Consider the following 25,695-nt stretch of genomic DNA (forward strand, 5'->3'; position numbering starts at 1 on the left):
GGTCAGATGTGCAGGACGAGCGGCGCGTCGCTCACCGGGCAGGGCACGACCACGGAGTCGAGGCCGAACACCTCCCGGACGAGGTCCACGGTGACCACCTCGCGGGGTGGTCCGGCGGCGACCACGGCGCCGTCGCGCATCGCGACGAGGTGGTCGGCGTAGCGGGCGGCCTGGTTGAGGTCGTGCAGGACGGCGACGATCGTGCGGCCGCCTTCGCGCATCCGGTTGAGCAGGTTGAGCACCTCCACCTGGTGCGCCAGGTCGAGGAAGGTGGTCGGCTCGTCGAGCAGCAGCGTCTCGGTCCGCTGGGCCAGCGCCATCGCGATCCAGACCCGCTGCCGCTGCCCGCCGGAGAGGTGGTCGACCGGCCGGGTGGCGAGATCGGCGACACCGGCCTGGTCCATCGCCTCGGCCACCGCGGCGGTGTCCTCCGCCGACCACTGGTGCCACCAGCGCTGGTGCGGCTGGCGGCCGCGGCCGACCAGGTCCTCGACCGTGACACCCTCGGGCACCAGCGGGCTCTGCGGCAGCACGCCGAGGCGGCGGGCGACCTCGCGGGTGGGCAGCGTGGTGATGTCGGTGCCGTCCAGCAGGACGCTGCCGGTCCGGGCCGGCAGCAGGCGGGCCAGCGTGCGCAGCAGGGTCGACTTGCCGCAGGCGTTCGGGCCGACGATCACGGTGAACGCGCCGTCGGGCAGGTCCAGGTCGAGCCCCGCGAAGACCGCGCGGTCCTGGTAGCCCGCGGCGAGGTCCCGGGCGGTCAGCTTCACGACTTCCTCCGGACGAGCAGGAACAGCAGGTACGGGCCGCCGATCGCGGCGGTGACGACCCCGGCGGGCAACTGGGTCGGCGCGAACAGCAACCGGCCGACCAGATCCGCGAGTACGACCAGCAGCGCACCGGTCAGCCCGGCGGCGACCAGCGGTGGGCGTTCGGCGCACACCAACCGGCGGGCCACCTGAGGCGCGACCAGCGCGACGAAGTCGACGGCGCCGACCTGCGCGGTGACCATCGCGGCCAGCAGCACCCCGGCGGCGGCCAGGCCGACCCGGCGGGCGACCGGGCGTACGCCCAGCCCGCGCGCGGTGTCGTCGTCGAGCGCGCTGGTGCGCAGCGCCCAGCCGGCCCAGAACAGCACCGGCAGCAGCGCGACCAGGGTGCCGGTCAACCACAGCGTCTCGGTCCAGCCCCGCCCGGCCAGCGTGCCGACCAGCCAGATGTGTGCCCGCTGCCCGTCGATCGGTTCGGCGGAGAGCATCACGATCTCGGTCAGCGCGCGCAGGGCGATCGCGACCGCGACGCCGGCGAGCACGAACCGTTGCGCGGCCAGGCCGTGCCGGGCACCGAGGGCCAGCACCGCGGCGGCCGCGAGCAGCCCGCCGGCCAGCGCCGCCGGTGCGATCACCGCCGCGGCCGCGCCGGTGGTCAGCGCCACGGTCGCGGCCAGCCCGGCGCCCTGGGTGATGCCGATGACGTCGGGGCTGGCCAGCGAGTTGCGGGCGACGCTCTGGATCAGCGCGCCGGCCACGCCGAACAGCACCCCGACCGCGACGCCGAGCACGGCCCGGGGCAGCCGCAGCCGTTGCACGACCACGTCGTAGGGCGTGCCCGCGCCGGACAGCGACCGCAGCACGTCGCCGGGCGCCACATAGGGCCTGCCCAGCGAGACCGCGAGCACCAGCGCCGCGGCCAGCAGCACCAGGAGCACGAGGGAGACGAGCACCGCGCGGCGGCGCACCACCAGGGCCAGCCCGCCGACCCGCAGCAGGGTCACGCCGCCACCACCCGGGCGCGGTTGACCAGCACGGCCAGCAGCGGCGCGCCGATCAGCGCGGTGACGATCCCGGCCGACACCTCGCCGGGCAGCACCACCACCCGCCCGATCACGTCGGCGGCCAGCAGCAGGCTCGGTCCGAGCAGCACCGAGACGGCGAGCACCCAGCGCTGGTCGGAGCCGACCAGGTAGCGGGCCAGGTGCGGCACGGCGAGCCCGACGAACGCGATCGGCCCGGCCGCCGCCACGCCGGCGCCGGTCAGCAGCACCGCGGCGACGCCGCCACCGATCCGGGTCAGCCCGACCCGGGTGCCGAGGCCCTTCGCGACGTCGTCGCCCAGCGCGAGCGAGTCGAGACCGCGGGCCACCACGGCGGCCAGCACAAGGCCGGCCAGCAGGAACGGCAGCACCTGGAGGGCGACCGCCGAGTCCCGGCCGGTGAGGCCGCCGACGACCCAGAAGCGGTATTCCTCGAACGTCCGCGCGTCGGCGCTGAGCAGGCCGGCGGTGACCGCGCCGAGGCTCGCGTCCAGCGCGGCGCCGACCAGGGCCAGGGTGACGGGCGAGGCCCCTTCGCGGGTGCGCGCGGCCACGCCGAACACCAGCAGCCCGGCACCGAGCGCACCGGCGATGCCGAACCACACGTAGCCGGTCAGCGAGCCGATGCCGAACACCGTGATGGCCACGACCACTCCGAGCGAGGCGCCGGCGCTGATGCCCAGGATCCGCGGCTCGGCCAGCGGGTTGCGGGTCAGCGCCTGGAGCAGCACACCGGCGGCGGCCAGGGCGGCACCGACGACCAGGCCGAGCAGCGTGCGCGGGACCCGCAGGTCCCAGACCACAGTGGCCGCTTCACCGCCGTCCGGCGCGACCAGCGCGTGCCACACGCGGGCCAGGCTCAACGGATTGCTGCCCACGGCCAGGCTGGTCAACACGACCAGCAGGAGCAGCACCGCCCCAGCCAGCAGCACCAAACGACGACGCACCCGAGTCCTTAGCTAAGCCTGCCCTAACCAGCGGTGGGACTGTAATAGCTGGACTCGCCGTAGCGCCCGCTCTCGTGATCTAGACCACGTGAAAGCCTTTATGGACAATGCCGCCCGAATGAATCGCAAAGCGGGCTAATTTGGATGAACTCCATGGAATGGGGCAAAGGAGGTTCGCGAAATGAGCCGACGCGGTCCCTTCGCGGGCCACTACCCCGTGGTCGCGACGATGGTCGTCACCGCATTGATCCCCTACCTGGTGCTCTCCGCGGCGCTCGGGCCGATCACGCCCATCGTGCAACAGCAACTGGGCATGAGCACCGAGCAGATCAACCTGGCGACCGGCCTGGCCAACGCGGGCTACGCGCTCGGCACCGTGCTGTCGGTGCAGCTCGCCCAGCACCTGCCACAGCGCCGCATGCTGATCATCTACGCGTTGGTGCTGGTGGCCGGCTCGCTGCTGGCGGCATCGGCGACCGGCGCGATCCAGTTCATCACCGGGCACGTGCTCCAGGGCCTGTGCACCAGCCTCCTGTTGATCGCGGCCGTGCCGCCGCTGGTCACCGGCTTCCCGCCGTCGAAGATCCGCTACACGGCGGTGATCCTGAACCTGTCGATCTTCGGCGCGGTCGCGCTGGGTCCGCTGATCGGCGGCATCCAGGCCAACTACCACAACTGGCGGCCGCTGTTCTGGATCATCGCGGGTATCTCGATCCTCGCGCTGCTGTTGGTGCTGCTGACGTTCGAGGACATACCGCCGGCCGACCTCACCTCGACCCGCTCGCCGCTCGCGGTCTCGATGGCCGCAGTCGGCTGCATCGCGGCGTTCTACGGCTCCGCGCAGCTCCTCACGAAACAGAAGATCGAGGCCGAGACGCTGGGGCCGCTGATCGGCGGCGTGCTGGTGATCGTCGCCCTGCTGATCCAGCAGTACCACTCCAAGCGGCCGCTGCTGATCATCAAGCCGCTCACCACGACCATGCCGACGTCGGGCATCGTGGTGGCCATCTGCGCCGCGGCCGCCTCGGTCTCGGCGATCACGCTGAGCAGCGTGCTCCTCCAGGACCGCTACTCGCCGCTCAAGCTGGGCCTGCTCTACCTGCCCGAGTTCGGCGGCGCGTTCATCACCGCGATCCTGTTCGCGATCCTGTTCACGACGAAGGGCCTGCACTACTTCGCGCTCGTCGGGCTGGCCTGCCTGAGCGCCGGAATCGCGCTGCTCGCCGTCGACATGCCGCCCAGCACCATCGTCGTGCTGATTGCCACCGGCCTGATCGGCGTCGGCGTCGGCGCCTCGGTCACGCCGGCGCTGTTCATCGCCGGCTTCTCGCTGCGCAACGCCGCTCTCCAGCGGGTCTTCGCGATCGTCGAGCTGATGCGCGCAGTGGCGGCCTTCATGATCGCACCGGTCCTGCTCTACGTCGCCCTGAACGTCGGGAGCAGTGCTACCGCGGGCATCCGCACCGCCCTCTGGGTGTGCCTGGGCCTGTCGGTCTTCGGGGCCCTGGTCGGGGTCGCGCTCTACACGCTCGGCGGCGTCCGGCCGCCCAAGCCCGCGCTGCTGCGCTGGTTCGGCGGCGAAGCGGCGTGGTATTCCCCGCCGCTGCTCGCCCGGCTCCGCCCCAACGCCAGCACCGAAGCCCCGGAGGTCTAGGTCGCGGCCGCCGGCGGATCGACGCGGCGATGACCACAAGCAGAGCTGCTGCCCGATGGCCACAACAGGCGACCTGGACCCAGGAAGCGAGGCCATCGCGCAAATCATCCCGAGGAGACGGGGTGAGTGGCAGACGCCCACGCACGCCCGCGTTCGAGGAGAACGCCCGCGACTAGTCGGAATCACGGAGTGAGCCGCACCAGGACGCCCCGTCTGCCGACGTGAGTGCAGTCGACGGTGGCCTGCCGCCCAGCGGTGCCTGCTCCGGAGCTTCGATGATGGGATGGATCGGTATGTTCGCCACGAACACGTGGACGCCATGTCAGATCGGTGCAGCACGGGGGGATCGATAGGAACTGCAAGAGCTCTACCTTGACCTGCGCGATACGGGGAACCAAAGGCGAAGCCAATGGCCGCAACCTGGCTGGGGCAACAGACGCCGTGAACAACATCGAGATCTACCTCCATCCGCGACGCCGTACGTCGGCGCGGCCGCATCGTCATCAGATTGCACCGACGGCGCCTTTGGCTCCTCCACCGATGCCACGAAGAAACCAGAAACACGCTTGATCCGCCTGCCGTCCGGCGCTCCCGGCTCCAAACGGGCCTTGACGGCAATCGTTGGTCCTTCGTCAAGCTCGACAGGGACGGACCGCTTTCGGTGGACTGTCCTGCGTGGACGCACGGACATACGGTGAGTTCATGGACGCATACGACTCATCCCGGCGATCGTCCTGGACAACGCCGCAATATTTCTCGGCGTCTGATGGTGGCGTCGAACACTCGATCTCACGAGATCCGGCGATCTTCGATAACAGCCTCGTCTACAACCTGCTGTTCTCCGAGGGCGGACTCGTCATCCCGGACATCTTCTTTTTCAATTGCGAGCCGTTAATCGGGCACGTCGCCAGGTACAACACAGGACATTGGCCGCTCGTCCTCCAAGCGCTGCGGCGGGGCCTGATCATTCCTGCGTTCCGGTCCGAGGATACTGAGACATTCGGCGGTGCGCTTTCAGCGATCGGCGGCGAGCAGATTCTGGGGATCGAATACCAGCAGTACCTGAGGCACAGCACCCAGCCCGAACTCCTCGCCGAGGCGCTCGATGTCGCTACTGCTGGGTCGTCGAAAGCGTTGCGAATGAGTTGGCCCTCGAACATGGGTGGTCGATATCAAAAGGTGGTCGAAGCGACTTTTAGTCGTCCGGAATTGCCCCGCGCACTCGACGAGCGCCAGCACGACCTGTGGGTAGGCATTGAGGAGTGGCGCGAGACAGTGCCGGAGGCGGCGATGCGTGCAACGCGTGATAAGGGTGGTCTAGGCCTGCGCCGGGCCGAGATGTTCAACGCCTTAGGCGCCAGGTTGCCGATCATTGGCGGGCCGCGCGATTTCGACAAGCCACGTGACCTGATCACGGCAGTGGACGCGTTGCGAGACGAGCAGCTTTCGCGAAGAGTGCGATTTTTCGTCGATGTTGTAAACGTTACCTATCAGCGTAGTCAGGCTACGGGGTTCAGCAGCCTGCACAACTCTATTGGCCCCCTCTCGCCTGTGACCATGTCGCTCTACCCTGATGATGACGGGATCAACGCGTTGCCGACGACCTTGGAGATTGCCGTAAGGGTGCCGACAGTCAGGACGCTGCTCGAGGCCGACAGTGCGCGGGTGCTTGACGCCATGACGAGTGGGGCTGGGCAAGGTTTCTTTGCCAGCAGACGGGCATGGATGGCCAATCGTGAACCGACCAACGAGACCCGCATGTCGGAGACCCTGAGGCTGCACGCAGAGGCCTACGCACGCGAGCTACGCGAGGTGGCAAAGGGTGGCCGCAGCAATCTGACCATCGTTGTCGCACAGAGCGCATCGGTCGGGTTCTTCAGCACTGCGTTCACGAAGACGCTCGACTTTTTGGCGAACACCGACCATGCCAACCCGGCCTACGGCCTAGTAGCGGGCGTCGTCGGTGCGGGAGTGACGTTCTACGTAAAGTTCCAGCCAACGCGGCGCCACAAGTTGACCGTCCCTCGGAACCCTCCTGAGACCACAATCCCGATCTTCACTGCCTAACCACCGTTCAATTCAATCAGGTCCGCGACGGTCGCCTGCGCCAGTGGAATCGTCCGGATCGTCGGGAGCAGGGTGGGTGTGTCCGCGGCGACCACCGAGACATCGGCCATTTGAATCGTGACCGCAGTCGGACGGGCTGCCAGGTAGCCGCGTCCAGCGTCGACCGCCTTGGTCACGTCGGTAAGGTCCGCGCCGTGGCAGTGGCCGAGCACCATGTACAGGTCGTCATCAACGTCCGAAGGTGTCGCATGATAGCGATGCAGGACGTTGGCCGAGATCATCCGACGTCGCAACTCGTCGAGACGCCGGTCCGCGCCGCTGGAACGGAACGCCTCCGTGGGCCAGCCGATAATGACGACGCTGCCTCCCTGTTCCGAAAGACACCTGGTGCGCAGAGCCTGTCCTCGACTACTGAAGCCAAGCTCCTCCGCAACCCCTCCGAACTGGACCGTCAGCGGGTCGGTAAGCGCCGCGGTGAGCATACGCAGGGCCGCCGGGTAATCCATGCGCTTGCGCGCGCCTCGGTGCTCTCTGTAGAAGTCGTTCACGCCGGAGGCACCGCCGAGCGCGATCAGCGTGCCGTGGATCTGGTCCAGGACGTATGGCCGGAACGCACGACCCAAGGACCGGGCCACGATGTCCTGTAGCTCGGATAGCAGGCTGGCCAGAGGGTCTTTTTTGGGGCCGTAGAAGGCGACAGCAGACACGTACCGCATAGGGCAGAGCATAAGGCGATTTCGCCACACTGTATGTGCGCCGTGGGAGCGCAGCGTCGCCGTAGCACTCAGTAGAGAGTGGCGCGGTTCTACCCGTGGGCACGGCCCCGAAAGGATGAATCGTAGAAAACGGACTCTTGGCCTATAGCGATCACGGCGTGCCTGCACCGACCATGGCGGTGCGCCGCATCGTTGGCTTCGACTGGGTGGGGCCCATGTTTCTCGGTGATATCTATGGAGTCCTGCTAATGGGCTCATTCATTGTCAGTGCCGTCGCGGCCGTCGACGCGTTCCGGTATCACCCTCTAGAGTGGTCGGCAGCGGGCTACGGTCAAAGGTTCCGTTTTATGGTCATCGGATCGCCGGCGCTGGCGCTCGTTTGCGTCCCGGTGGGCGCTGTCGTGGCGTCGTTCTACCTACTGAAGATGCGCCAGTCCCTGACGCTCGTGCGCCGAGCCAACGACCTTCGCGGCGCGCCCGTGCCGCCGCTGGCGATCGGGCTCGGCGGCGTCTGGCGTGAACTTTCATGGCGTCAGAAAACTAAGGCCTTCCTCCGCGTACGCGGCGTGGTGGAACTCGTGCCAGCCGATCTGCGGGTCGTTCGCGGTGAACACCCCGTTGCCGGCGTTGTCGCGGCAGTCGACCCGGTGCGGGACCCCGTGCACCTCACCGAAGCTGACGGTGGGAAAGCCCGGCCATTCGCACAGGTCCTCGGCCGAGCCCGGCATCGTGCCGTCGGTGTGCGAGACGGCGACGGGGATGTTGGCCACGTGCACCGAAACCGCATCCCACCCGGCCGCGACCGACGAGGGGAACCGCGCCCTGGGCCCGGCGCCGAGCAACTGCCACACGTTGTCGCCGACCGTCGCGGCGAAGTCAGTGGCGGCGACGGTGTTGGTCAGGTCGTAGCCCGTACCCGGGTAGTAGACGACGTTGATCTGCGAGGTTACCGGCGTGCCGGAGACCATGGTGGTCACCACCGCGGGCGAGGAGACCCGCCACACCCGGTTGGGCAGTGGGTGCAGGTCGGTGATCCGCCAGGTGCCGGCGAAGGTGGCCGCGTCGGCCAGGTCGGCACGCTCCGCCGCGGACACCCGGTAGGCGACCGCCTCGGCCGCGGCCAGGTCGGGTGGCAGGTCGACGATGCAACTGGTCACCCGCTCGCAGCGCCGCAGCACGCGCGGTGCCGCCGCCATGCTGGCGCCGGGGGTGCGGGCGGCGGTGGCCTCGATGGTGATGCTCGCGGCGTAACGGCCCGAGTGCTTCGCCCGGAGCGCCTCGGCGACGATCTGGATCCGGCCGCCGCCCGCGGTCGGCAGCGCGGCAGGCACCGCCGGGTTCAGCAGCGCGTAGGCCTCCAGCCCCACCGTACGCGGCGCGACGGTGACCACGAACGGCGTGGACGGGCCCAGCGCGCCGCCGCTCGTGGCGCGTCCGAACAGGCGCAGGCAGTATTCGCCGGGTGTGGCCAGACTCTGGTCGGCGGCCTTGCCGTCCCAGCCCAGCTCGAGCTGTCCTGCCCCGCGTTGTTGCTCCGGCGTGCGGGCCAGCGTGGGGCCGCACGGGCCGGCCGGCGATCGGGGCGCCACCTCGACCCAGAAGGATCCACCCTGCCCGGTGATCGCGTCGACCGTGATGGGCCCGCTCGCGACGTCCCAGGTGGCAGCCGGCCGCGCACCGGTGATCGCCAGCAGAGACGAGGCCCGTCTGACGATCCGGATCGGGCGTGACACGGACGGCCGCGTCGCGGGGTTGGCGTGCGAGACATCGGAGATGGTGACCGTGTAGTCGCCGACCGGCAGAACCGGCCCGGCGCCGGGTGTTCGCCGCCCATCCCAGTCGATATTGAACGTGCCGCCCCAGAACGGCCCGGTGACGAGTTCGAAAGACTCGCCGGTCGCCGACACGGAGATCACGAACCGCAGCCGCGCGGGGTCGTTCAGCATGCCGCGGATCCAGGCCCGCTCCCCCAGGCTCGGGTCGAAGTCGGTGCCCGCCGCCACCGGCTCCGTCACCGTGATGGTCGTGGTCACCGGCCTGATCAGGACCGAGAAGACCGCCGTGGACGGGCCACCGCTGGTGGTGAACCGCTGGGTTCCCTCGACGCCGCCGGTGAACCGCGGTGTCGTCCAGCCCTTGGCGTCGCCCGCGGCGAGGTCGCCCTGCTGGCTCGCGCCGGGCGCGTCGTCCTCGTCGGAGTCCCACAGTTCGAACGTGACCGTGAAATCACCCTTGACGTAGACGTTGATGCAGAGCGCCTGGTCAGCCACCACGTTCTCGAAGTCGTCGGTCACCGGCCCGGTCGGGCAGACCCGCGTGCCGTCGGCCATGTTGATGATCGCCCGGGCGAACAGGTCGGGACGTGGGCAGAACACGCCCCACGTGCGGTCCAGACACTCGGGACCGCCGTGCAGTTCGTGCGAGGTGACGGACACCCGACCGGCGAAGCTGGCTGCCGCCGGCGACGGCGTCACCACGCTCACCACCGTGGCGGCGAGCACCGCCACCACGGCCACGACCGCACGCACCGGCCTCATCCGCCCAGTGTGTAGGCGCGGAGATATCGACAGTCCTCAGAGCAGCAAAGCTGACAACCGGCGCTCAGCCGGCTGGCAGCACACGATCCAACTGGCCGCGCGAGGTGATGCCGAGCTTCGTGAAGACCTTGCGCAGGTGATATTGGACGGTGCGGGCGCTGATGAACAGCCGGGTGGCGATCTCGGGGTTGGACAGGCCGCCGGCCGCCATCCGGGCGATCTGGGCCTCCTGCACGGTCAGCTCGTCCTGCGGCGCCGGGACGCGCGGGTTGCTGCTCCCGCCCGCCGCCCGCAACTCGCGCCCCGCCCGGGCCGCGAACGCCGCCGTGCCCATCTCGTCGAACATCTCGTTGGCCGTACGCAGGTGCTCGCGGGCGTCCGTGCGCCGGCGGTCCCGGCGCAGCCACTCGCCGTAGAGCAGGTGTGCCCGGGCGAGGTCGACCCGCAGCCGGGTGCGTTCCAGGTGCTCGATCGCCGCGCGGTAGTGGCCCTCGGCCGCGTCGTCGTCGGTCAGCAGCGCCTGCGCGCGCGCCTGGATGCCGAGCGCCCAGTCGGTGCCGCTGGCGCTGGTCATCGCCGCGAGGCGGTCGAACATGGCGACCGCCGCCGGGGCGGCCTCGGCCCGGCTCGCCGCCTCGATCAGCTCGACCGCCGGCCAGATCAGCGCGCCCTGGTCGCTCTGGTAGGCGGTGGCCCGCTCGGCCGCCGCCAGCGCCTCCCGGTAGTTACCGAGTCCATTATGGAGCAGCGCGTTGGCCCATTCCGCGAACGTGATCCCGACCCCCTCGCCCCGCTGGGTCACGTCGATCGTGGTCGCGTCGAGCAGCGCGGCCGCGGCCGGCTCGTCGCCGCGGAAGGCCGCCAGGCCCAGCGCGCTGTAGGGCGCCAGGTTGGTGCCGGTCGCCTCGGTGATCGCCGTCGTCTCCGCGGTCAGTGACGCCGCTCCGGCCAGGTCGCCGGAGAACAGCAGCAGGTAGGCGCGGGTGGTCAGGGCCAGCGGCAGTTGGCTGAGCATCCCGGTCTCCCGGGCCAGCTCGAGGTGGCGGGCCGAGAGCGCGTCCCACCGCTCGTCGTCCCACAGCCGCAGCGCGGTGGTGCTCGCCATCCAGAGCAGGTCGAGCTCTTCGGTGGTGGACAGGCCGGCGCCGAAGTCGCGCAGCGCCGCGCGCAGCGCCGGCAGCCCGGCGGCGTAGCCGTCGTTGTAGGCGGCCGCGGTGCCGTCGAGCAGCAGGTCGGCCGCGCCCGGGTCCGGCGCGGCCGGTGCCGTGCGCGCGGCCCGCGCCACGTCGTGGACGTCGCCGCCGGGTGCGGCCAGCCGGCCGGCGAAGATCGCGGCGGACAGCGCGTCGAGGTAGGTCGCACGGGACAGCGCCGGGTCGACCCGGGCGAGCCGTTCGGCGGCCTTGAGCAGCAGCGGCGGTGCGTCGTTGCCGCGGTTGGCGACGAACGCGAGCTCCGCGCGCACCAGGTCGACGCCGGCCTGTTGATCGTCGCTCAGCGGCCCGTCGGCGGCCACGTCGAGCAGGTCAAGCGCCGCGTCGAAGCCGCCGGTCTGCACCTCGGCCTCGGCGGCGGCCAGCGCGCGGCCGGCCCGCCGGGCGGGGTCGGGGGTCAGTGCCGCGGCGCGTTGCAGGAACGCGGCCGCCGCGGCCAGGCCGCCGCGCGCCTGGGCCCGGCCGGCCGAGCGGTCCAGCTCCGCGGCCACGTCCTCGTCGGGCCCGGCGGTGGCCGCGGCCCGGTGCCAGGCCCGCCGGTCGGGTTCCTGCCGCGGGTCGGTGGCGTCGGCGAGGGCCTGGTGCGCGGCCCGCCGCTCGTCGGCCGGCGCCGACCGGTAGACCGCCGAGCGGACCAGCGGGTGCCGGAAGCGGGCCCGGGCGCCGAAGTCGGCCAGGCCGGCGTCGGCCGCCGGGCCTTCGGCTCCGGGGCCGATGCCGCGCACCGCGGCCGCGCGGGCCAGCACCGCCGGGTCGCCGGCCGGGTCGGCCGCCATCAGCAGCAGCAACCGTCTGGTCGGCTCCGGCAGGGCCGACACCCGGCGCTCGAACTGCTCCTCGATGCCTCCCGCGCCGGCACCGGGCAGCCCGAACCCGCCCGCCAGCTCGGCCGGCGTGATTCCCTGCGGCAACTCCAGGAGGGCCAGCGGGTTGCCGCGGGCCTCGGCGACGATCTGGTCGCGTACCCGTGCGTCGATCGGTCCGGCAAGTGCCTCGTCGAGGAGGGTGCGCGCGTCGGCGTCGGGCAGCGCGCCGACCCGCAGGTCCGGAAGGGCGGCCAGCTCAGGGTGCACGTCGGGCGCGGCGAAGACCAGCCCGACCGACTCGGCGCCGAGCCGCCGGGCGACGAAGGCCAGGACCTGCGTCGACGCCCGGTCGAGCCACTGCTGGTCGTCGACCAGGCAGAGCAGCGGCTGCTGCTCGGCGACGGCCGACAGCAGCCCCAGCACCGCCAGCCCCACCAGGAACCGGTCGGGTGCGCGGCCGGCGCTCAGGCCGAACATGGTCCGCAGGGCGTCGCGCTGGGGTGCCGGGAGGCGGTCGAGCCGGTCGAGCATCGGCGCGCAGAGTTGGTGCAGCGCGGCGAACGGCAGTTCCATCTCCGACTGGATGCCGGCGGCGCGGGCCACCCGGCAGCCCTGCGCCTCCACGGCCAGGTGGTCGAGCAGCGCCGTCTTGCCCACACCGGCCTCACCGTGCACCACCAGTGCCCGGCTGTCACCCGCGCGCAGGGCCCGGACCAGGTCGTCGAGCACCGCGCACTCGCCGCGGCGGCCGGTCAGCGCCGCCGCGACCGTCCCCGCGATGGGCCGGTGCACAGCCACCACGCTATCGCCGGCCCGCCCCCGTCGCTGGCCACTGGCGGATGCGCGGCGGGCAGGTGCGGCCGGACGCTGGTCAGGTGCGACAGGAAGGAACCGCCATGTCTGGACTGCTCAAGGACCAGCGCGTGCTCGTCGTCGGCCGCGGCAGCGGCATGGCCCGCGCGGTGGCGGTCGCCGCCCGCGACGCGGGAGCCCGGGTCGTCGTCGCCGGGCGCGACCAGCCCGGGCTGGCCGAGGCCTACGCCGGCGAGCCGGACATCATCGCGGAGCGGGTCGACCTGACCGACGAGGAGTCGATCGCCGCGCTGAGCCGGCGGTTGGAGGGCATCGACCACGTGGTCTCGACCGCCTCCGCCCGGGCCCGCGGCCACCTCGCTGACCTCGACCGGGACGCGGTGCGGCGCTCGTTCGACACCAAGGTGATCGGCCCGCTGATGCTGGCCAAGCACCTGGCCCCCCGCATGCACGACGGCGGTTCGATCATGCTCTTCTCCGGCGTCGCCGCCGCCAAGATCGCGGTCGGCACGATGGCCGTGGCGATCACCAACGGCGCCGTCGAGGTGCTGGCCCGCTCGCTCGCCCTGGAACTGGCGCCGATCCGGGTCAACGCGATCTCCCCGGGCGTCGTCGACACGGGCGCCTGGGACGAGTTCGGCGACAAGGGCAAGGCCGCCTACTTCGAGCGCATCCGCACCCGCAACCCCGCGCACCGCATCGGCACCACCGGCGACATCGCCGACGGCGTGCTGTTCGCGCTGACCAGCCCGTTCCTGACCGGCACGACGCTGCACATCGACGGCGGCGAGCCGCTCACCTGAACCGGAAGGACGACGACCATGGGACTCTCCTGGCAGCAGGGCCCGCTCGCGCAGCGCAGCGTCGGGCAGTTCCTCACTCCGGACCCACCCCCCGAGCGCATGTTGTACGCCGAACCGTTGCGCCGCCGCCTGCGGGTCCGGTTCGGTGGTGACTGGATCGCCGACAGCGAAGACGTCACGCTGCTGCACGAGCCGGGCCGCTACCCGGTGGCCTACTTCCCCGAGGCGGCCATCGCGCCGGGCGTGCTGGAACCGACCGACCACGTCACCACCCACCGCGACCTCGGTCCGACCGACTGGTTCACCGTCCACCGTGGCCCGGCCCGGGCCGAGCGGGCCGCCTGGCGGTTCGCCGACCTGCCCCGCTACGCCGGCCCGCTGCGCCACCGGGTCGCGTTCGCCTGGCACCCGATGGAGGCGTTCTACGAGGAGGACGAGCGGATCACCGGCCATGCCGCCGACCTCTACCACCGCATCGACATCCGGCGCTCGTCGCGCCACCTGGTGGTGCGTGACGGCGATCGGGTGGTGGCGGACTCCGTACACCCGCGGGTGCTCTATGAATCGGGTTTCGCGCCGCGCTGGTATGTGCCGCGCGCCGACGTCGACCCGGCCGCGCTGGCGCCGGTGGATCGGCAGACCTTCTGCCCCTACAAGGGGCTGGCCAGCTACTACGACATCGGTGGCCGGGCCCGTGCCGCCTGGTCCTACGAGGAGGCCTGGCCGGAGGTCGACCTGATCTCCGACTACGTCTCGTTCGAGCCGGACAAGATCGACGTCTTCCTCGACGGCCGGCAGGTCGCGATGGAACCGGGCCAGACCGTCGTGCCGCACGGCATCGACCGCGGCTTCGACGTCGACGAGGTTCTGGCCAAAGCCTGAGAGGAAACGATCATGTTCGCAGGTCTCAAGGACCGCACCGTCCTGGTCATCGGCCGCGGCAGTGGCATCGCCCGCGCGACCACCGAGGCCGTCCGCGCGGCCGGCGGCACCGTCGTGGCCGCCAGCCGCGACTCCGCCGCGCTCGCCGACGCCTACGACGACCCCGGCGTCGTCACGGAAACCGTCGACCTGACCGACGAGTCCAGTGTGGAGGCCCTGGCCGCGCGGCTCGGCCGCGTCGACCACGTCGTCTGCACGGCATCGGCCCGCGCCCGCGGCACGGTCGGCGACCTGGCGCCCGACACGATCGTCGAGTCGTTCCGGACGAAGGCGGTCGGCCCGATCCTGCTGGCCAAGCACTTCGCCGACCGGATGCCGCCCGACGGCTCGTTCGTGCTCTTCTCCGGCGCGACGGCCGACAAGCCGACCGTGGGGATGCTCGCGGTGGCGGCGACCAACGGTGCCGTCGACGCCATCGCGCGGTCGCTGTCGGTGGAGCTCGCGCCGATCCGGGTCAACGCGATCTCGCCGGGGACGATCGACACGGGCGCCTACGACGCGCTCGGCGCCGAGAAGAAGGCGGCGCTCTACGACAACCGCCGCACCCACAACCCGGCACACCGCGTCGGCACCTCCGACGACGTCGCCGACGCGGTCGTCTTCGCCCTGACGAACACCTTCCTCACCGGGGTGTCCCTGGGCGTCGACGGCGGCGAACGCCTGGTTTGATCGACTGAGCAGCCTCCCACGCTTCGGACCGCAGACTGCGCGGTGCAGCACAGATGGTGTTCGATATGGTCATGCCGCCTCATCCGCTGCGGGTGCACCGCCGACGGTTGGGGCTGTCGCAGGAGGAGCTCGCCGCCGCGACCGGGCTGAGTGTGCGCAGCATCCAGTCGCTGGAGTCCGGGCGCAACCGCGCGCCGCGCTCCTCGACCGTGCGGCTGCTGGCCGACGCCCTGGGCCTGGCCGGCGCCGACCGTGAGCGGTTCACCCGGGCGATGACCGGCGACGACGACGAACCGGCCCGCGACGACGCGCCGCCGCGCCCGGCCCAGCTACCGGCGGAGCTGCCCGACTTCACCGGCCGGGAGGAGGTCGCCGACCGGCTCGCCGCCGCCCTGCGGCCCGGTGCCCGGCCGGTCGTGGTGTCGATCTCCGGCATGGCCGGCGTGGGCAAGACCAGCCTCGCGCTGCACGTCGCCCACCGGGTGCGCGGCCACTACCCCGACGGCCAGCTCTACATCGACCTGCGGCGGGCCGGCCGCGCGGAGCCCTACCGGGCGGCCGGATTCTTCCTGCGCGCCCTGGGCACACCCGCTGGCGCCGTGCCGACCGACGCCGAGGAGCGGGCCGCCCTGCTGCGCTCGGTGCTCGCCGAGCGGTCGGTGCTGGTGCTGGTCGACGACGTCGAACACGCCCGCGACGTGCTGCCGCTGCTGCCCGGCGCCGGCCCGGTCGGGCTGCTGCTGACCAGCCGCAAGCCGCTGCCCAGCCTGCCGGTGACGCTCGCCGTCGACCTCGACCTGTTCTCCGCCGAGGAGAGCGTGCGGCTGCTCGCCGGCGTGGCCGGCACCGACCGCGCGGTCGCCGACCCGACCGCGGCGGCCGAGGTGGTCGACGCGTGCGGCCGGCTCCCGCTTGCCGTGCGGCTCGCCGCGGTCCGGCTGGCCGCCCGGCCGGCCTGGTCGATGCGCGACCTCGCCGACCGGCTCGCCGCGAGCGACCGCCGGCTGCACGAGCTGGGCGGCACCGAGCAGGCGGTCCGCGCCAGCTTCGACCTCAGCTACCAGGCGCTGCCCCCGCACCTGGCGGAGGCGTTCCGCCAGCTCGCCTGGCCCCGGCTCGGCGAGATCTCGGTCGACACGGTGGCCGCCGCCTGCGACGTCGACGCGGCCATCGCCGCCGGCATCGCGGAAGACCTGGTCGACGCCCGGCTGCTGCTCTCGCCGCGGCCGGGCCGCTACCGCTACCACGACCTGGTGCGCCTGTTCGCCCAGGAGCGGTCGCGGGCCGCCGACCCGCCCGAGGTGGCCGCCCGGCTGGTGCGGCGGCTGGTCGACGGCTACCGCAAGACCGCCGTCGCCGCGCTGCAGACCATCGAGGAGCTGCCGTCGCCGCCGTTCCGCGACGCCGCCGCGGCCACCGGCTGGCTGACCGCCGAGGGCCAGCTCATCGTGGCCGCCGTCTGCCTGGCCGCCGAGCTGACGGCCGACGTCGACGCGGAGGCGTGCGCCGACCTGGCCCGGGCGCTCGGCCCACACCTGCGGGCGACCGGCGAGTGGGACGAGTGGCAGCGGTTGGCCGACGCGGTGCGCCAGGTCGCGGTGCGCGACGGCAACCGTCCGGCGGCGCTGCTGGCCGGCATGCAACTCGGCCACCTGGCCATCCTGCGCAACGACTACGCGCTGGCCGGCAGCCATCTGGCGGCCGCGACCGACCTCGCCCGCGCGCTCGGCGACCGGGCCGCCGAGGCGCGGACCCTCAACCTGATCGGCCTGCTCCGGTTCACCGAGGCCAGTCCGCGGCCGGCGATCGTGGCGCACCGGGCCGCGCTGGCGCTGTTCGAGACGCTCGGCCACACCGCCGGGGTGGTCAACTCGCGGATCAACCTCGCCAAGTGCCTGGCCACCCAGGGCCGCGGCGCCGAGGGTCTGGCGGTGCTCGACGAGGCCCGCCGGTTGTTGCCGCCCGGCCCGGAGGTGGCCTCGGTGATGCTGCGCCACCAGACCGCGCGCTGCCTGTTCGCGCTGCGCCGCTACGCCGACGCGATCGAGGAGCACGAGGCGTGCCTGGAGCTGACCCGGCGGCACGGCCTGCGCGAGGGTTCGGCCTACGTCCTGGCTGAGCTGGGCCTGACCCTGCTCGCCGCGGGTCAGCCGGACACCGCCCGGGCCCGACTCGCCCTCGCGGTCAGCGAGTTCGAGCGGCTCGGCGACGGCAACGCCGCCGACACCTACCGGGTGGTGCTCGGCCTGGCCCAGCGCGCCCTCGGCGACCTCGAGGGCGCCCGGCGCAACTGGCGACAGGCCATCCGCTTCTAGCCGGTGCGGCAGGCCGGGCACCGGGCAGCCTTGGTCAGCAGGCCGCGTACCTCCGCCAGCAGCACCTCCACGTCGGCGATCAGCCGGTCGACGCCGGCCGGCGGCCCCGCGGCACGGATCCGGGTCTCCAGGTCGCGCACGGCCGGGCCGGCGTCGACACCGAACTCGGCCAACACCCGCCGCCGGTGTTCCCGGCAGACCTCGAGCGCCTGGGCGGCCCGCCCGGCCTGCCACAGGACGGTGCCGAGCTGGCAGGTCAGCCCCTCGCGCAACGGATAGCGCTCGGCCACCGCCGACATCTCGGCGATCAGGCCGGGATCACGGCGTACCCCCATCTCCAGCTCGAAAAGCTTCTCCCACGCCTCGCCGCGCAGCCGGTCGAGCCGGGTCGCGGCGAAGCCGAGCGGCCCGTCGACGACACCCTCCAGCGCCTCGCCCCGCCAGAGGCGCAGCCCGGACCGGAGCACCGTGGTGGCACCGGCCCGGTCGCCGGCGCTCGCCCGCGCGGCCGCCACCCGCAGGGCCGCCTCGAATGCCAACGCGTCGACGCGGTCGGCGTCGATGGTCAGGGCGTAGCCGCCGCCGGTGCGGACCACGTCGACCTCCGGCCGCGGGCGGGTGCCGAGCGTCCGGCGCAGCCCGGCGACGCAGTTGTAGACCTGTTCCCGGAACGTGGCCGGCGGATCGTCGGGCCATAGCGTGTCGACCAGTTGGGTGAGCGCGACGGGCCGGCCCGCGTTCAACGCGAGCAGGGCGATCGCCCGCCGCGCACGCAGGCCGCGAACCTCCAGGGGAACCCCCGCGGCCTGCACCCGCAGGGGCCCGAGCAATGCGATCCGCATGTGTTCACGGTGCCGAACCCATCGACGCCCCACCACGTAGCCGATCCGCAACTCACCCGCAGTTGACCCGCAACAACGCGCAGTTGTGAAACTTACTTTCAGGGCATGCGTGCGGCGTGGCAGGTATTGACGCGATCGGCGTCGATGGAGCAAGGTGACCCGAGGCACCCCCGGGAGGCGCACGCATGCGACGAACCCTCAGCTATCTCACCTCCGCGACCCTCACGCTCGCGGGACTCACCCTGGTCACCCCCGGCACGGCGAGCGCCGCGCCAACCAGCCGCCAACAGGTGTACGCCGGCGCGGCGGCCGAGTTCGGCGTGCCGGAGAGCGTCCTGCTCGGCGTGTCCTACCTGGAGTCCCGCTGGGACACCAACGCGGGCAAGCCCAGCACCAGCGGCGGCTACGGCCCGATGCACCTGACCGACGCCGACGGCATCCGGGCCGCGTCGGCGGCGGCCCGGCCCGACGGCACGGCCGGCGAGGCGGTCGACCCGCGCGGCGACGAGAGCCGCCCGCTGTCCGGCGCGCCGCCGGCCGAGGCCGACCCCGCACCGCCGGCCGCGGCGCTGGAGACCCTCGACGCGGCCGCCGGCCTGACCGGCGCCGCCCCCGAGGCACTGCGCACCGACCCGGCGGCCAACATCCGCGGCGGCGCGGCCCTGCTCGCCTCCTACCAGGACGCGCTCGGCGCGCCCACCGGCGCGGGCAGCGACCCGGCCGCCTGGTTCGGCGCGGTCGCCCGCTACTCGGGTGCCGACACCGCCGAGGCGGCGACCACGTTCGCCGACGAGGTCTACGCGACCATCCGCGACGGTGCCGCGCGCACCACCGACGACGGCCAGGCCGTGCGGCTCGACGGGCGCTCGGTGGCGCCCCAGCGGGCCCTGGCCGACCGGCTCGGCCTGCGGAAGACGACCCGGCCCGACGGGCTCGAGTGCCCGGTCACCGTGGCCTGCGAGTGGGTTCCGGCGCCCTACGAGCAATACGGGACGACGCCCGGCGCCTACGGCAACCACGACCTGTCGCAGCGGCCGGAGCGGCAGAAGATCGAATACATCGTCATCCACGACACCGAGGCGTCCTGGGCCACCACGCTCGACCTGGTGCAGGACCCGACGTACGTCAGCTGGCACTATTCGCTGCGCTCGGTCGACGGTCAGATCGCACAGCACGTGAAGACCAACGACGTGGCCTGGCACGCCGGCAACTGGGACGTCAATGCCCGCTCGGTCGGGCTCGAACACGAGGGCTTCGCGGCCGACGGCTCCTGGTATACCGAGGCGCTCTACCGATCCTCGTCGAAGCTGGTCCGCTACCTGGCCCAGCGCTTCGGCATCCCGCTCAACCGCCAGCACATCCTCGGCCACGACACGGTTCCCGGCACGACCGCCGCGACCGTCGCCGGCATGCACTGGGACCCGGGCCCCTACTGGGACTGGTCGCACTACTTCGACCTGCTCGGCGCACCGCTCTGGTCGACCGGCACCGCGCTGACCGGGCTCGTGCAGATCGATCCCGACTACGCCAGCAACCAGCCCGCGTTCACCGGTTGCGTGACGGCCGGCGTGCCGTGCGCACCGCACGGGTCCTCGGCGGTCATCCTGCGCACCGCGCCGTCGGCCGACGCGCCGCTGCTCACCGACCTCGGCCTGCACCCCAACGGCGCACCGTCCACGATGCACATCTCCGACCACGGCGCCCGCGCCTCGGCCGGGCAGACGTTCGCCTTGGCCGGGCGGCAGGGCGACTGGACCGCGATCTGGTATCTCGGTCAAAAGGGCTGGTTCCTCAACCCCCGCTCGAAGCCGACCGCCAACTGGCAGCTGGGCCTGGTCGCCATACCCAAGAAGGACAAGACCACCATCCCGGTGTACGGGCGTGCCTACCCCGAGGCGGCCGCCTACCCGGCCGGCGTGCCGGTGCAGGCGATCTCGCCATTGCAATACACGCTCTCGGCCGGGCAGCGCTACGCGGTCGGCGCGGTCCTGCCCGGTCAGTACTACCGGGCCACCACGTTCGCCGGCACCTCACCCGGCGACTGGACGGTGATCCAGGGCGACAAGACCTATGTGGAGATCCAGTTCGGGCAGCGGGTGGCGTTCGTCGACCAGGCCGACGTCGACCTGCGGCTGTCGATCGGCATCTTCTCCTAGGCCGGTTCGTCGCTGAGCCAGTCGCGGCCGCTCGGGGCATCGGGGCCCCGGGCGGCCGCGGCTTTTCAGCGCAATGTGTCGAGGAGCTTTTCGATGCCGTCGGGGGTCAGCGGCCGGGCCAGGATCGAGGTGAGGCGGCCCTCGGCCCGCTCGCGGTTCTCCGCCGGCTCGGCCGGGTCCAGCGCCCGGCGGGCGTAGAACTCCAGCAGGTGGCCCTGCACGGCGATGGCCATCGAGAAGTCTTCCGGCTCCAGCTTCGCGTCGCCGTAGGCCGCGGCGGCCCGCGGTGCGGCGTCGCCGAGGTCGGCCAGCAGCGCCGCGAGTTCGCGTTCCGGCTGGGCCGGCCCGCTGTTCTCCCAGTCGAGCACGACCAGGCCGCCCGCGGCGGTGCGGTGGACGTTGTCGGGCAGGTCTCGGTGGCAGGTGCGGACCCGGGCCGGGTCGGGCGGCACCACCAGCGCGTCGAGGGCGACCAGGTCGGGCAGGGCGGCGGCGAGGGCCGGGGCCCAGTGCGCGCCGGCACCGGTCGCGGTCGTGGCGAGAGACCGCCAGGCGGTTTTGCCCAGCGGCATGGCGAACCACTCCCCGACCGGGCCGCGCGGCGGATGCTCGACCGCGTGCAGCCGGGCCAGCAGCCCGCCGAGGTCGGCGGCGTCGGCCGGGCTGGCGTCGAGGTCGACCCACTCGTAGACCCGCAGCACCGCCTCAGGGCCACGCACCGTCACCTGATCGTCGGTGGTGCGCACCGGCCTCGGCAGCGGCAGCCCGGCGTCCGCCGCCGCGTGCTGGAACTCCACATCGGCCACGGCGTCGGCCTCGTCGACCGGGACCAGCGCTTCCTTGACCGCCCAGGTGCCGCGCCCGGTATCGAAGCGCCAGACCCGACCCAGCTCGCCGCGGGCCGCGTACACCGGTGGCGTGGTCAGGCTCCCCAGACCGTAACGGTTGGTCACGAGGTCAGCGAGCTCCGTCGACATCATGCCGGACATTGTCCTTGACGGCAGACGCGACGGAGATCAATATCCACTCGGTTGTTGTCCAATCTGGAGGCGCTCCATGTCCGCTCCCCCTCGCGCCGTCGGCGCCCAGCCCACCGCATCGCTGGCCGCCGGCCGGCTCGGCGTACCCGCGGTCCTCTTCTTCGTCATGTCGGCGGCGACCCCGCTGACCGTGGTCGCCGGCGTGGTGACCACCGGTTTCGCCACGACCGGCCTGATCGGCATCCCGGTCGCGTTCGTCGTCGTGGGCCTGCTGCTCGCGGTGTTCTCGGTCGGCTACGTCGCGATGGCGCGCAACCTGGCCAACTCCGGTGCCTTCTACACGTTCATCGCGCGCGGTGTCGGCCGCCCGGCCGGCGTCGGTGCCGCGTGGGTCGCGCTGGTCGCCTACAACGCGTTGCAAGTCGGCCTCTACGGCGCGATCGGCGGTGCGGCCAGCCCGCTGCTCAAGGACTGGTTCGACATCAACGCCGACTGGTGGGTGATCGCGCTGGTCGCCTGGGCGCTCGTCGCCGTGCTCGGCGTGCTGCGGATCGACCTCAACGGCACCATCCTCGCGGTGCTGCTCTGCACCGAGGTGCTGATCATCCTGGTCTACTCGATCGCCGACCTGTCCAGCCCGGCCGGCGGCGCGATCAGCACCACCACCCTCGACCCGAGCAACCTGTTCGGCGACGGCGTCGGCGCGATCCTGGTGCTCGCGCTGCTCGGCTTCGTCGGCTTCGAGGCCTCGGTGGTGTTCTCCGAGGAGGCCAAGGACCCGAAGCGCACGATCCGCACCGCCACCTACGTCGCGGTCGGCGCCACGGCGGTGCTCTACACGTTCGCGTCGTGGGCGATGACGGTCGCGACCGGCCCCGACGCGATCGTCGACCGGTCCCGCGACGAGAGCGTCGGCCTGATCTTCAGCCTGGCCGGCGGCAACCTCGGCAGCACCTGGGTGACCATCGGCGAGGTCCTGTTCGCCACCTCGATCGCGGCGGCGATGATCTCGTTCCACAACACCATCGCGCGTTACATGTTCGCTCTCGGCCGCGAACGCATGCTGCCGGCCGCGCTCGGCCGCACCAGCGAGGGCACCCAGGCACCCCGCAACGCGTCGCTCGTGCAGTCGGTGATCGGCCTGGTCGTCATCATCGTGTACGCGATCGGCGGCTGGGAGCCGACCGTGCACCTGTTCTTCTGGGGCGGCACCTCGGGCGGCCTGGGCGTGCTGTTCCTGATCACCATGACCGCGCTGGCGGTGCTGCTGTTCTTCCGCCGCGACGCGCACGGCGAGTCCCTGTGGTCGCGGCTGATCGCGCCGGCGATCGCGCTCATCGTGCTGGTCGTCGTCGTGGTGCTGGCGGTGCGCAACTTCGACGCGCTGCTCGGCGTCGCACCGGACAGCGCGCTGGCGTGGGCGATCCCGGTGGTGCTCGTGGTGGTCGGGCTCCTGGGCGCCGGCTACGCGATGTGGCTGCGGGGCAACCAGCCGGCCGTGTACGAGGCGATCGGCTCCGGCGGTCGTTCGTCCACGGTGGAAGAGGCCTGATCCCCACTACGGGCGAGGGCATCGTCGGTGCTCTCGCCCGTACCCCCTATTGATCATGATCTGGATCGTGAGAAGCGGTGCATCGCGGGTAGACGCTGGGGCATGGATCTCCACTACCTACACCCGATCTACGCGCAGCCGGGGCCCTGGGCGTCGGTCTATCTCGACGCGTCGCGCAATGACGAGAGCGGGGACCGGGAGGTCGCGCTGCGCTGGCGCGCGTTGGCGTCGCAGCTCGAGGCGCTCGGCGCCGATCAGCCGACCATCGACGTGACCGGCGAGGCGCTGTTGAACTATCCGAACCAGGTGGGGCGCTACGGGCTGGCGGCGTTCGCGCGGGCCGGGCGGGTCGCGCTGGTCGAGCCGATGAACGCGCCGCCGCCGGCCGACGAGGCGCGCTACTCGGAGCTTCCGCACGCGATGCCGCTGGTCGCCCTCCGTGGGGAGGACATCCCCTATGTCCGGGTCGTCGCCGACCGTGCCGGCGCCGACCTGGAGGGCCTGGCGGTCGCGACCGCGCCCCGGCTCCGCGAGATCGACCGCACGGTGCGCGGTAGCGAGCCGTTCCCGCTGCACAAGGCACACAGCGGCGGGCAGGGCCGGGTCGGCGACACGGCCAGCATCGACGACAACTGGCAGCGCAACGCCGGTGACGTCGCGGCGGCGACGGCCGAACTGGCCGAGGCCGTCGGTGCGGAGGTCGTGGTGGTCGGCGGCGATGTGCGTACCGTGCCGATGTTTGTCGCGAAGTTGCCCAAGCGCTGGCAGCAACGGGTGGTGCGGACCGACGCCGGGTCGCGGGCACCGGGCGCCGACGAGGAAGCGCTCGACGACGTGACCATCCAGGCGATCGCCGACCTCGCGGACCAGCACACCCAGCAGGCGATCGACCGCTATCAGACGCAGCGCGGCGAAAACGTGTCGACCACCGGGTTGCCCGACGTGGTGTCGGCGTTGCAGCGGCGGCAGGTGGAGACGGTGTTGCTGGTCAACGACCTGTCCTCGACGGACACGCTGTTCGTCGGGCTCGACGACCCGTCGCTGGTCGCCGTCGACGCCGACACGCTGCGGAGCGAGGGGGTCGAAGATCCGCTTCGGGTACGCGCGGACCAGGCGCTGCTGCGCGCGATCGAGGGTACCGATGCCGCATTGGTGCTGGTGGGGCCCGACGAGGTGCCGCTGGAGCACGGCATTGGGGCGGTCATGCGGTGGGCCAACCAGCCGCCAACGCCGGAGTAGGTGTGATCTGCGCCTCTTGGGCCGTTTTACGGGTGGGTTATGGCGTTTTGCAGTTAGTAGCAGGGGGTAGCCAACCCGAGGCGAGGAGTAACTACACGCACCTGGAGGGAACAATGGCAAGCCCACGCAGATCACGGCAGGACGATCCGGTCCGTGACGGGGTCACCGACCGGGCGCCGAACGGCACCTCCACGAATGGCGGCATGACCAGGAACGGCACGGCCGGGAACGGGATGGCCGGCAATGGGATGGCCGGCCGGCATGCCACCGACGCCGGGTCCTACGGCGACGGGTCGGGCGGGCAGATGGCCGATGGGGGCTACGGGGCCCAGGGCGCACCAATGGGACCGATGGCGATGTCGGACCGCGTCCAGCAGACCGCGATCTCCGCGCCGAACGCGCTGCTGCTGATCGCCGGCATCTGGTTGATCCTTTCGCGGTTCGTCTTCGACTTCCCGCTCGCCGGCTCCACGGCCGGCGGGGTCCTCAACGGTGTCGTGATCGGCATCGCGGTGGCGATCATGGCGCTGGTGCGGATGTCCGCATACCGGTCGAACCCGATGATCAACCTGGTCACGGTGGTGGCCGGCGCCTGGATGATGGCGTCGCCATGGGCATTCGGCTACCCGCACTTCGGCAGCGGCGGACGCCCCGGCTGGAGCGACATCATCGTCGGTGGCTTCATCATCTTCTTCGGCCTGCTCGGCGCGGCCGGCAACCTCATGCGCCGGCGCGTGAGCGGCAGCTCCCGAATGAGCATGATGAGCCGCGGTGGAGGCCGCCTCGCAACACGCTGATCAACTCTCTGCGGAACGGGGCCGGGATTCTCCCGGCCCTTTCCGCGTGTTTCTCTTCAACGCAGCCGCCCGACGGGGACCGCGCCGTTGGCGAGCCAGCGTTCGACACTCTGGGCGTAGGCGCGCACCAGTTGGGCCTCGGCCCGATGGTCGGCGATGAGCGCGGCGGCCTCGTCGGGGTCCTGCCCGCGCAACCGCAGCACCGCGTAGGTCAGCAGAATCGACCGCCGCCGCCCCTGATGGCAGTGGATCAGCACGCCGGCGTCGGGGTTCTCGTTGAGCAGGTCGGCGACATAGCGCGCGGCGGCCGACCAGAGTCTGGGGTGCTGTGGTTGGCCGAAGTCCCACATCGGCGCGTGCACGACGTGAGCGCGACCGAAGACGGCGCGCTCGGCCGCTAGATCCTGGGAGAGCCAGGTCTGCGCGGTCGAACGGCAGTTGACGACGTCGGTGATCCCTTCGTCGCGCAGCAGCGGGAGGGTGACGCCGGTCGGCAGGCTACCGACTGCCAGGCGCTCGGCGCCGATCCAGCTCAGCCAGGTGTTGCGGCGGCTGGGGCGGTAGAACCGGGTGCTGTGCCGGTGGTACCACTGACGCAGGCTGTCCACGGTGAATCCCAGCGGTGGCGCAGCGCCCGATGGGCCGCCTGCTGCTGATGCCGTCGGTGGCGGCGCGGCGGCGGCGGCCGATCGGCCCGTTGCTGTGGATGTGGTCCGCCGCTGCCCATCCTGGTCTGCGGCGGCGGTTGGGCTTTCTGGGGCGGATGCCGTCCGCGGGGGCTCGGCTTCCTGGGGTGCCCCGCCCGATGGGCCCTCGACGGCGGATGCCGTCCA

General features: G+C 72.0%; 19 protein-coding genes. 10 read left to right on the forward strand and 9 right to left on the reverse strand.

The window, feature by feature from the left end; translation table 11 throughout:
- Nucleotides 1-2: 2 nt before the first annotated feature.
- The 3 genes from DFJ67_RS36835 to DFJ67_RS36845 are packed head-to-tail and all read right to left on the reverse strand — an operon-like array spanning nucleotide 3 to nucleotide 2,760.
- Nucleotides 3-770 carry an ABC transporter ATP-binding protein gene (locus tag DFJ67_RS36835; RefSeq protein WP_116073548.1) on the reverse strand — a complete coding sequence of 256 codons (768 nt, stop codon included), beginning with the start codon at nucleotides 768-770 and terminating at the stop codon, nucleotides 3-5.
- The gene (locus DFJ67_RS36840) at nucleotides 767-1,774 is read right to left on the reverse strand and encodes a FecCD family ABC transporter permease (RefSeq protein ID WP_239097519.1); all 1,008 of its coding nucleotides are present in this window, start codon (nucleotides 1,772-1,774) and stop codon (nucleotides 767-769) included. Before DFJ67_RS36840 ends, DFJ67_RS36835 begins: the two co-directional genes overlap by 4 nt.
- Nucleotides 1,771-2,760, reverse strand: a complete 990-nt coding sequence (locus DFJ67_RS36845) for a FecCD family ABC transporter permease (RefSeq protein WP_116073550.1) — start codon at nucleotides 2,758-2,760, stop codon at nucleotides 1,771-1,773. The genes DFJ67_RS36840 and DFJ67_RS36845 overlap by 4 nt, the downstream gene beginning before the upstream one ends.
- A gap of 181 nt (nucleotides 2,761-2,941) precedes the next feature.
- Between DFJ67_RS36845 and DFJ67_RS36850 the strand changes: the two genes are divergently transcribed.
- Both DFJ67_RS36850 and DFJ67_RS36855 read left to right on the forward strand, forming a co-directional pair.
- Nucleotides 2,942-4,414: an MFS transporter gene (locus DFJ67_RS36850; RefSeq protein WP_116073552.1), complete on the forward strand. Its 1,473-nt coding sequence runs from the start codon at nucleotides 2,942-2,944 to the stop codon at nucleotides 4,412-4,414.
- 702 nt (nucleotides 4,415-5,116) lie between these two features.
- A complete protein-coding gene (locus DFJ67_RS36855) occupies nucleotides 5,117-6,481 on the forward strand; it encodes a hypothetical protein (protein ID WP_147315757.1) in 1,365 nt (454 codons plus the stop codon).
- Here DFJ67_RS36855 and DFJ67_RS36860 read toward each other — a convergent pair.
- The 3 genes from DFJ67_RS36860 to DFJ67_RS36870 all read right to left on the reverse strand — a co-directional run bounded on the left by DFJ67_RS36860 (nucleotide 6,478) and on the right by DFJ67_RS36870 (nucleotide 12,546).
- Nucleotides 6,478-7,197 (reverse strand): hypothetical protein, encoded by a 720-nt coding sequence (locus tag DFJ67_RS36860; protein WP_116073556.1) that lies wholly within the window; start codon nucleotides 7,195-7,197, stop codon nucleotides 6,478-6,480. The genes DFJ67_RS36855 and DFJ67_RS36860 overlap by 4 nt on opposite strands.
- 524 nt (nucleotides 7,198-7,721) lie before the next feature.
- Nucleotides 7,722-9,734 (reverse strand): hypothetical protein, encoded by a 2,013-nt coding sequence (locus DFJ67_RS36865; protein WP_116073558.1) that lies wholly within the window; start codon nucleotides 9,732-9,734, stop codon nucleotides 7,722-7,724.
- Between the two features lie 64 nt (nucleotides 9,735-9,798).
- Nucleotides 9,799-12,546, reverse strand: a complete 2,748-nt coding sequence (locus DFJ67_RS36870; protein ID WP_116073560.1) for an AAA family ATPase — start codon at nucleotides 12,544-12,546, stop codon at nucleotides 9,799-9,801.
- A 104-nt stretch (nucleotides 12,547-12,650) separates the two neighbouring features.
- On the opposite strand from DFJ67_RS36870, the gene DFJ67_RS36875 reads away from it, so the two are divergent.
- From DFJ67_RS36875 to DFJ67_RS36890, 4 genes are all read left to right on the forward strand, one after another.
- On the forward strand, nucleotides 12,651-13,370 hold the full coding sequence (locus DFJ67_RS36875) for an SDR family oxidoreductase (protein ID WP_116073562.1): 720 nt from the start codon (nucleotides 12,651-12,653) through the stop codon (nucleotides 13,368-13,370).
- A gap of 18 nt (nucleotides 13,371-13,388) precedes the next feature.
- Nucleotides 13,389-14,252 (forward strand): DUF427 domain-containing protein, encoded by an 864-nt coding sequence (locus DFJ67_RS36880; RefSeq protein WP_116073564.1) that lies wholly within the window; start codon nucleotides 13,389-13,391, stop codon nucleotides 14,250-14,252.
- 12 nt (nucleotides 14,253-14,264) lie between these two features.
- Nucleotides 14,265-14,981: an SDR family oxidoreductase gene (locus DFJ67_RS36885; protein ID WP_116073566.1), complete on the forward strand. Its 717-nt coding sequence runs from the start codon at nucleotides 14,265-14,267 to the stop codon at nucleotides 14,979-14,981.
- A 65-nt stretch (nucleotides 14,982-15,046) separates the two neighbouring features.
- Nucleotides 15,047-17,296: an ATP-binding protein gene (locus DFJ67_RS36890; protein WP_170216144.1), complete on the forward strand. Its 2,250-nt coding sequence runs from the start codon at nucleotides 15,047-15,049 to the stop codon at nucleotides 17,294-17,296.
- Here the strand turns inward: DFJ67_RS36890 and DFJ67_RS36895 are convergent.
- Nucleotides 17,293-18,138: an AfsR/SARP family transcriptional regulator gene (locus DFJ67_RS36895; RefSeq protein ID WP_116073570.1), complete on the reverse strand. Its 846-nt coding sequence runs from the start codon at nucleotides 18,136-18,138 to the stop codon at nucleotides 17,293-17,295. The two genes, DFJ67_RS36890 and DFJ67_RS36895, sit on opposite strands and share 4 nt — an antisense overlap.
- Nucleotides 18,139-18,323: 185 nt before the next feature.
- Between DFJ67_RS36895 and DFJ67_RS36900 the strand changes: the two genes are divergently transcribed.
- Nucleotides 18,324-20,294, forward strand: coding sequence for an N-acetylmuramoyl-L-alanine amidase (locus DFJ67_RS36900; RefSeq protein ID WP_116073572.1), 1,971 nt, complete (start codon nucleotides 18,324-18,326; stop codon nucleotides 20,292-20,294).
- Nucleotides 20,295-20,359: 65 nt separating this feature from the next.
- Here DFJ67_RS36900 and DFJ67_RS36905 read toward each other — a convergent pair whose 3' ends face one another.
- Complete coding sequence (locus DFJ67_RS36905) at nucleotides 20,360-21,274, reverse strand: phosphotransferase (RefSeq protein ID WP_170216145.1); 915 nt, start codon at nucleotides 21,272-21,274, stop codon at nucleotides 20,360-20,362.
- Nucleotides 21,275-21,350: 76 nt separating this feature from the next.
- Between DFJ67_RS36905 and DFJ67_RS36910 the strand changes: the two genes are divergently transcribed.
- From DFJ67_RS36910 to DFJ67_RS36920, 3 genes are all read left to right on the forward strand, one after another.
- Nucleotides 21,351-22,826: an APC family permease gene (locus DFJ67_RS36910; protein WP_116073576.1), complete on the forward strand. Its 1,476-nt coding sequence runs from the start codon at nucleotides 21,351-21,353 to the stop codon at nucleotides 22,824-22,826.
- Between the two features lie 102 nt (nucleotides 22,827-22,928).
- A complete protein-coding gene (locus DFJ67_RS36915; protein WP_116073578.1) occupies nucleotides 22,929-24,065 on the forward strand; it encodes a baeRF2 domain-containing protein in 1,137 nt (378 codons plus the stop codon).
- Between the two features lie 203 nt (nucleotides 24,066-24,268).
- Nucleotides 24,269-24,862 (forward strand): SPW repeat domain-containing protein, encoded by a 594-nt coding sequence (locus DFJ67_RS36920; protein ID WP_170216146.1) that lies wholly within the window; start codon nucleotides 24,269-24,271, stop codon nucleotides 24,860-24,862.
- Nucleotides 24,863-24,918: 56 nt separating this feature from the next.
- Here the strand turns inward: DFJ67_RS36920 and DFJ67_RS36925 are convergent, their stop codons facing one another.
- The gene (locus DFJ67_RS36925; RefSeq protein ID WP_116073582.1) at nucleotides 24,919-25,470 is read right to left on the reverse strand and encodes a protein-tyrosine phosphatase family protein; all 552 of its coding nucleotides are present in this window, start codon (nucleotides 25,468-25,470) and stop codon (nucleotides 24,919-24,921) included.
- Nucleotides 25,471-25,695: the final 225 nt, after the last annotated feature.

It is taken from the genome of Asanoa ferruginea (genome assembly GCF_003387075.1).
Classification (GTDB): Bacteria; Actinomycetota; Actinomycetes; order Mycobacteriales; family Micromonosporaceae; genus Asanoa; species Asanoa ferruginea.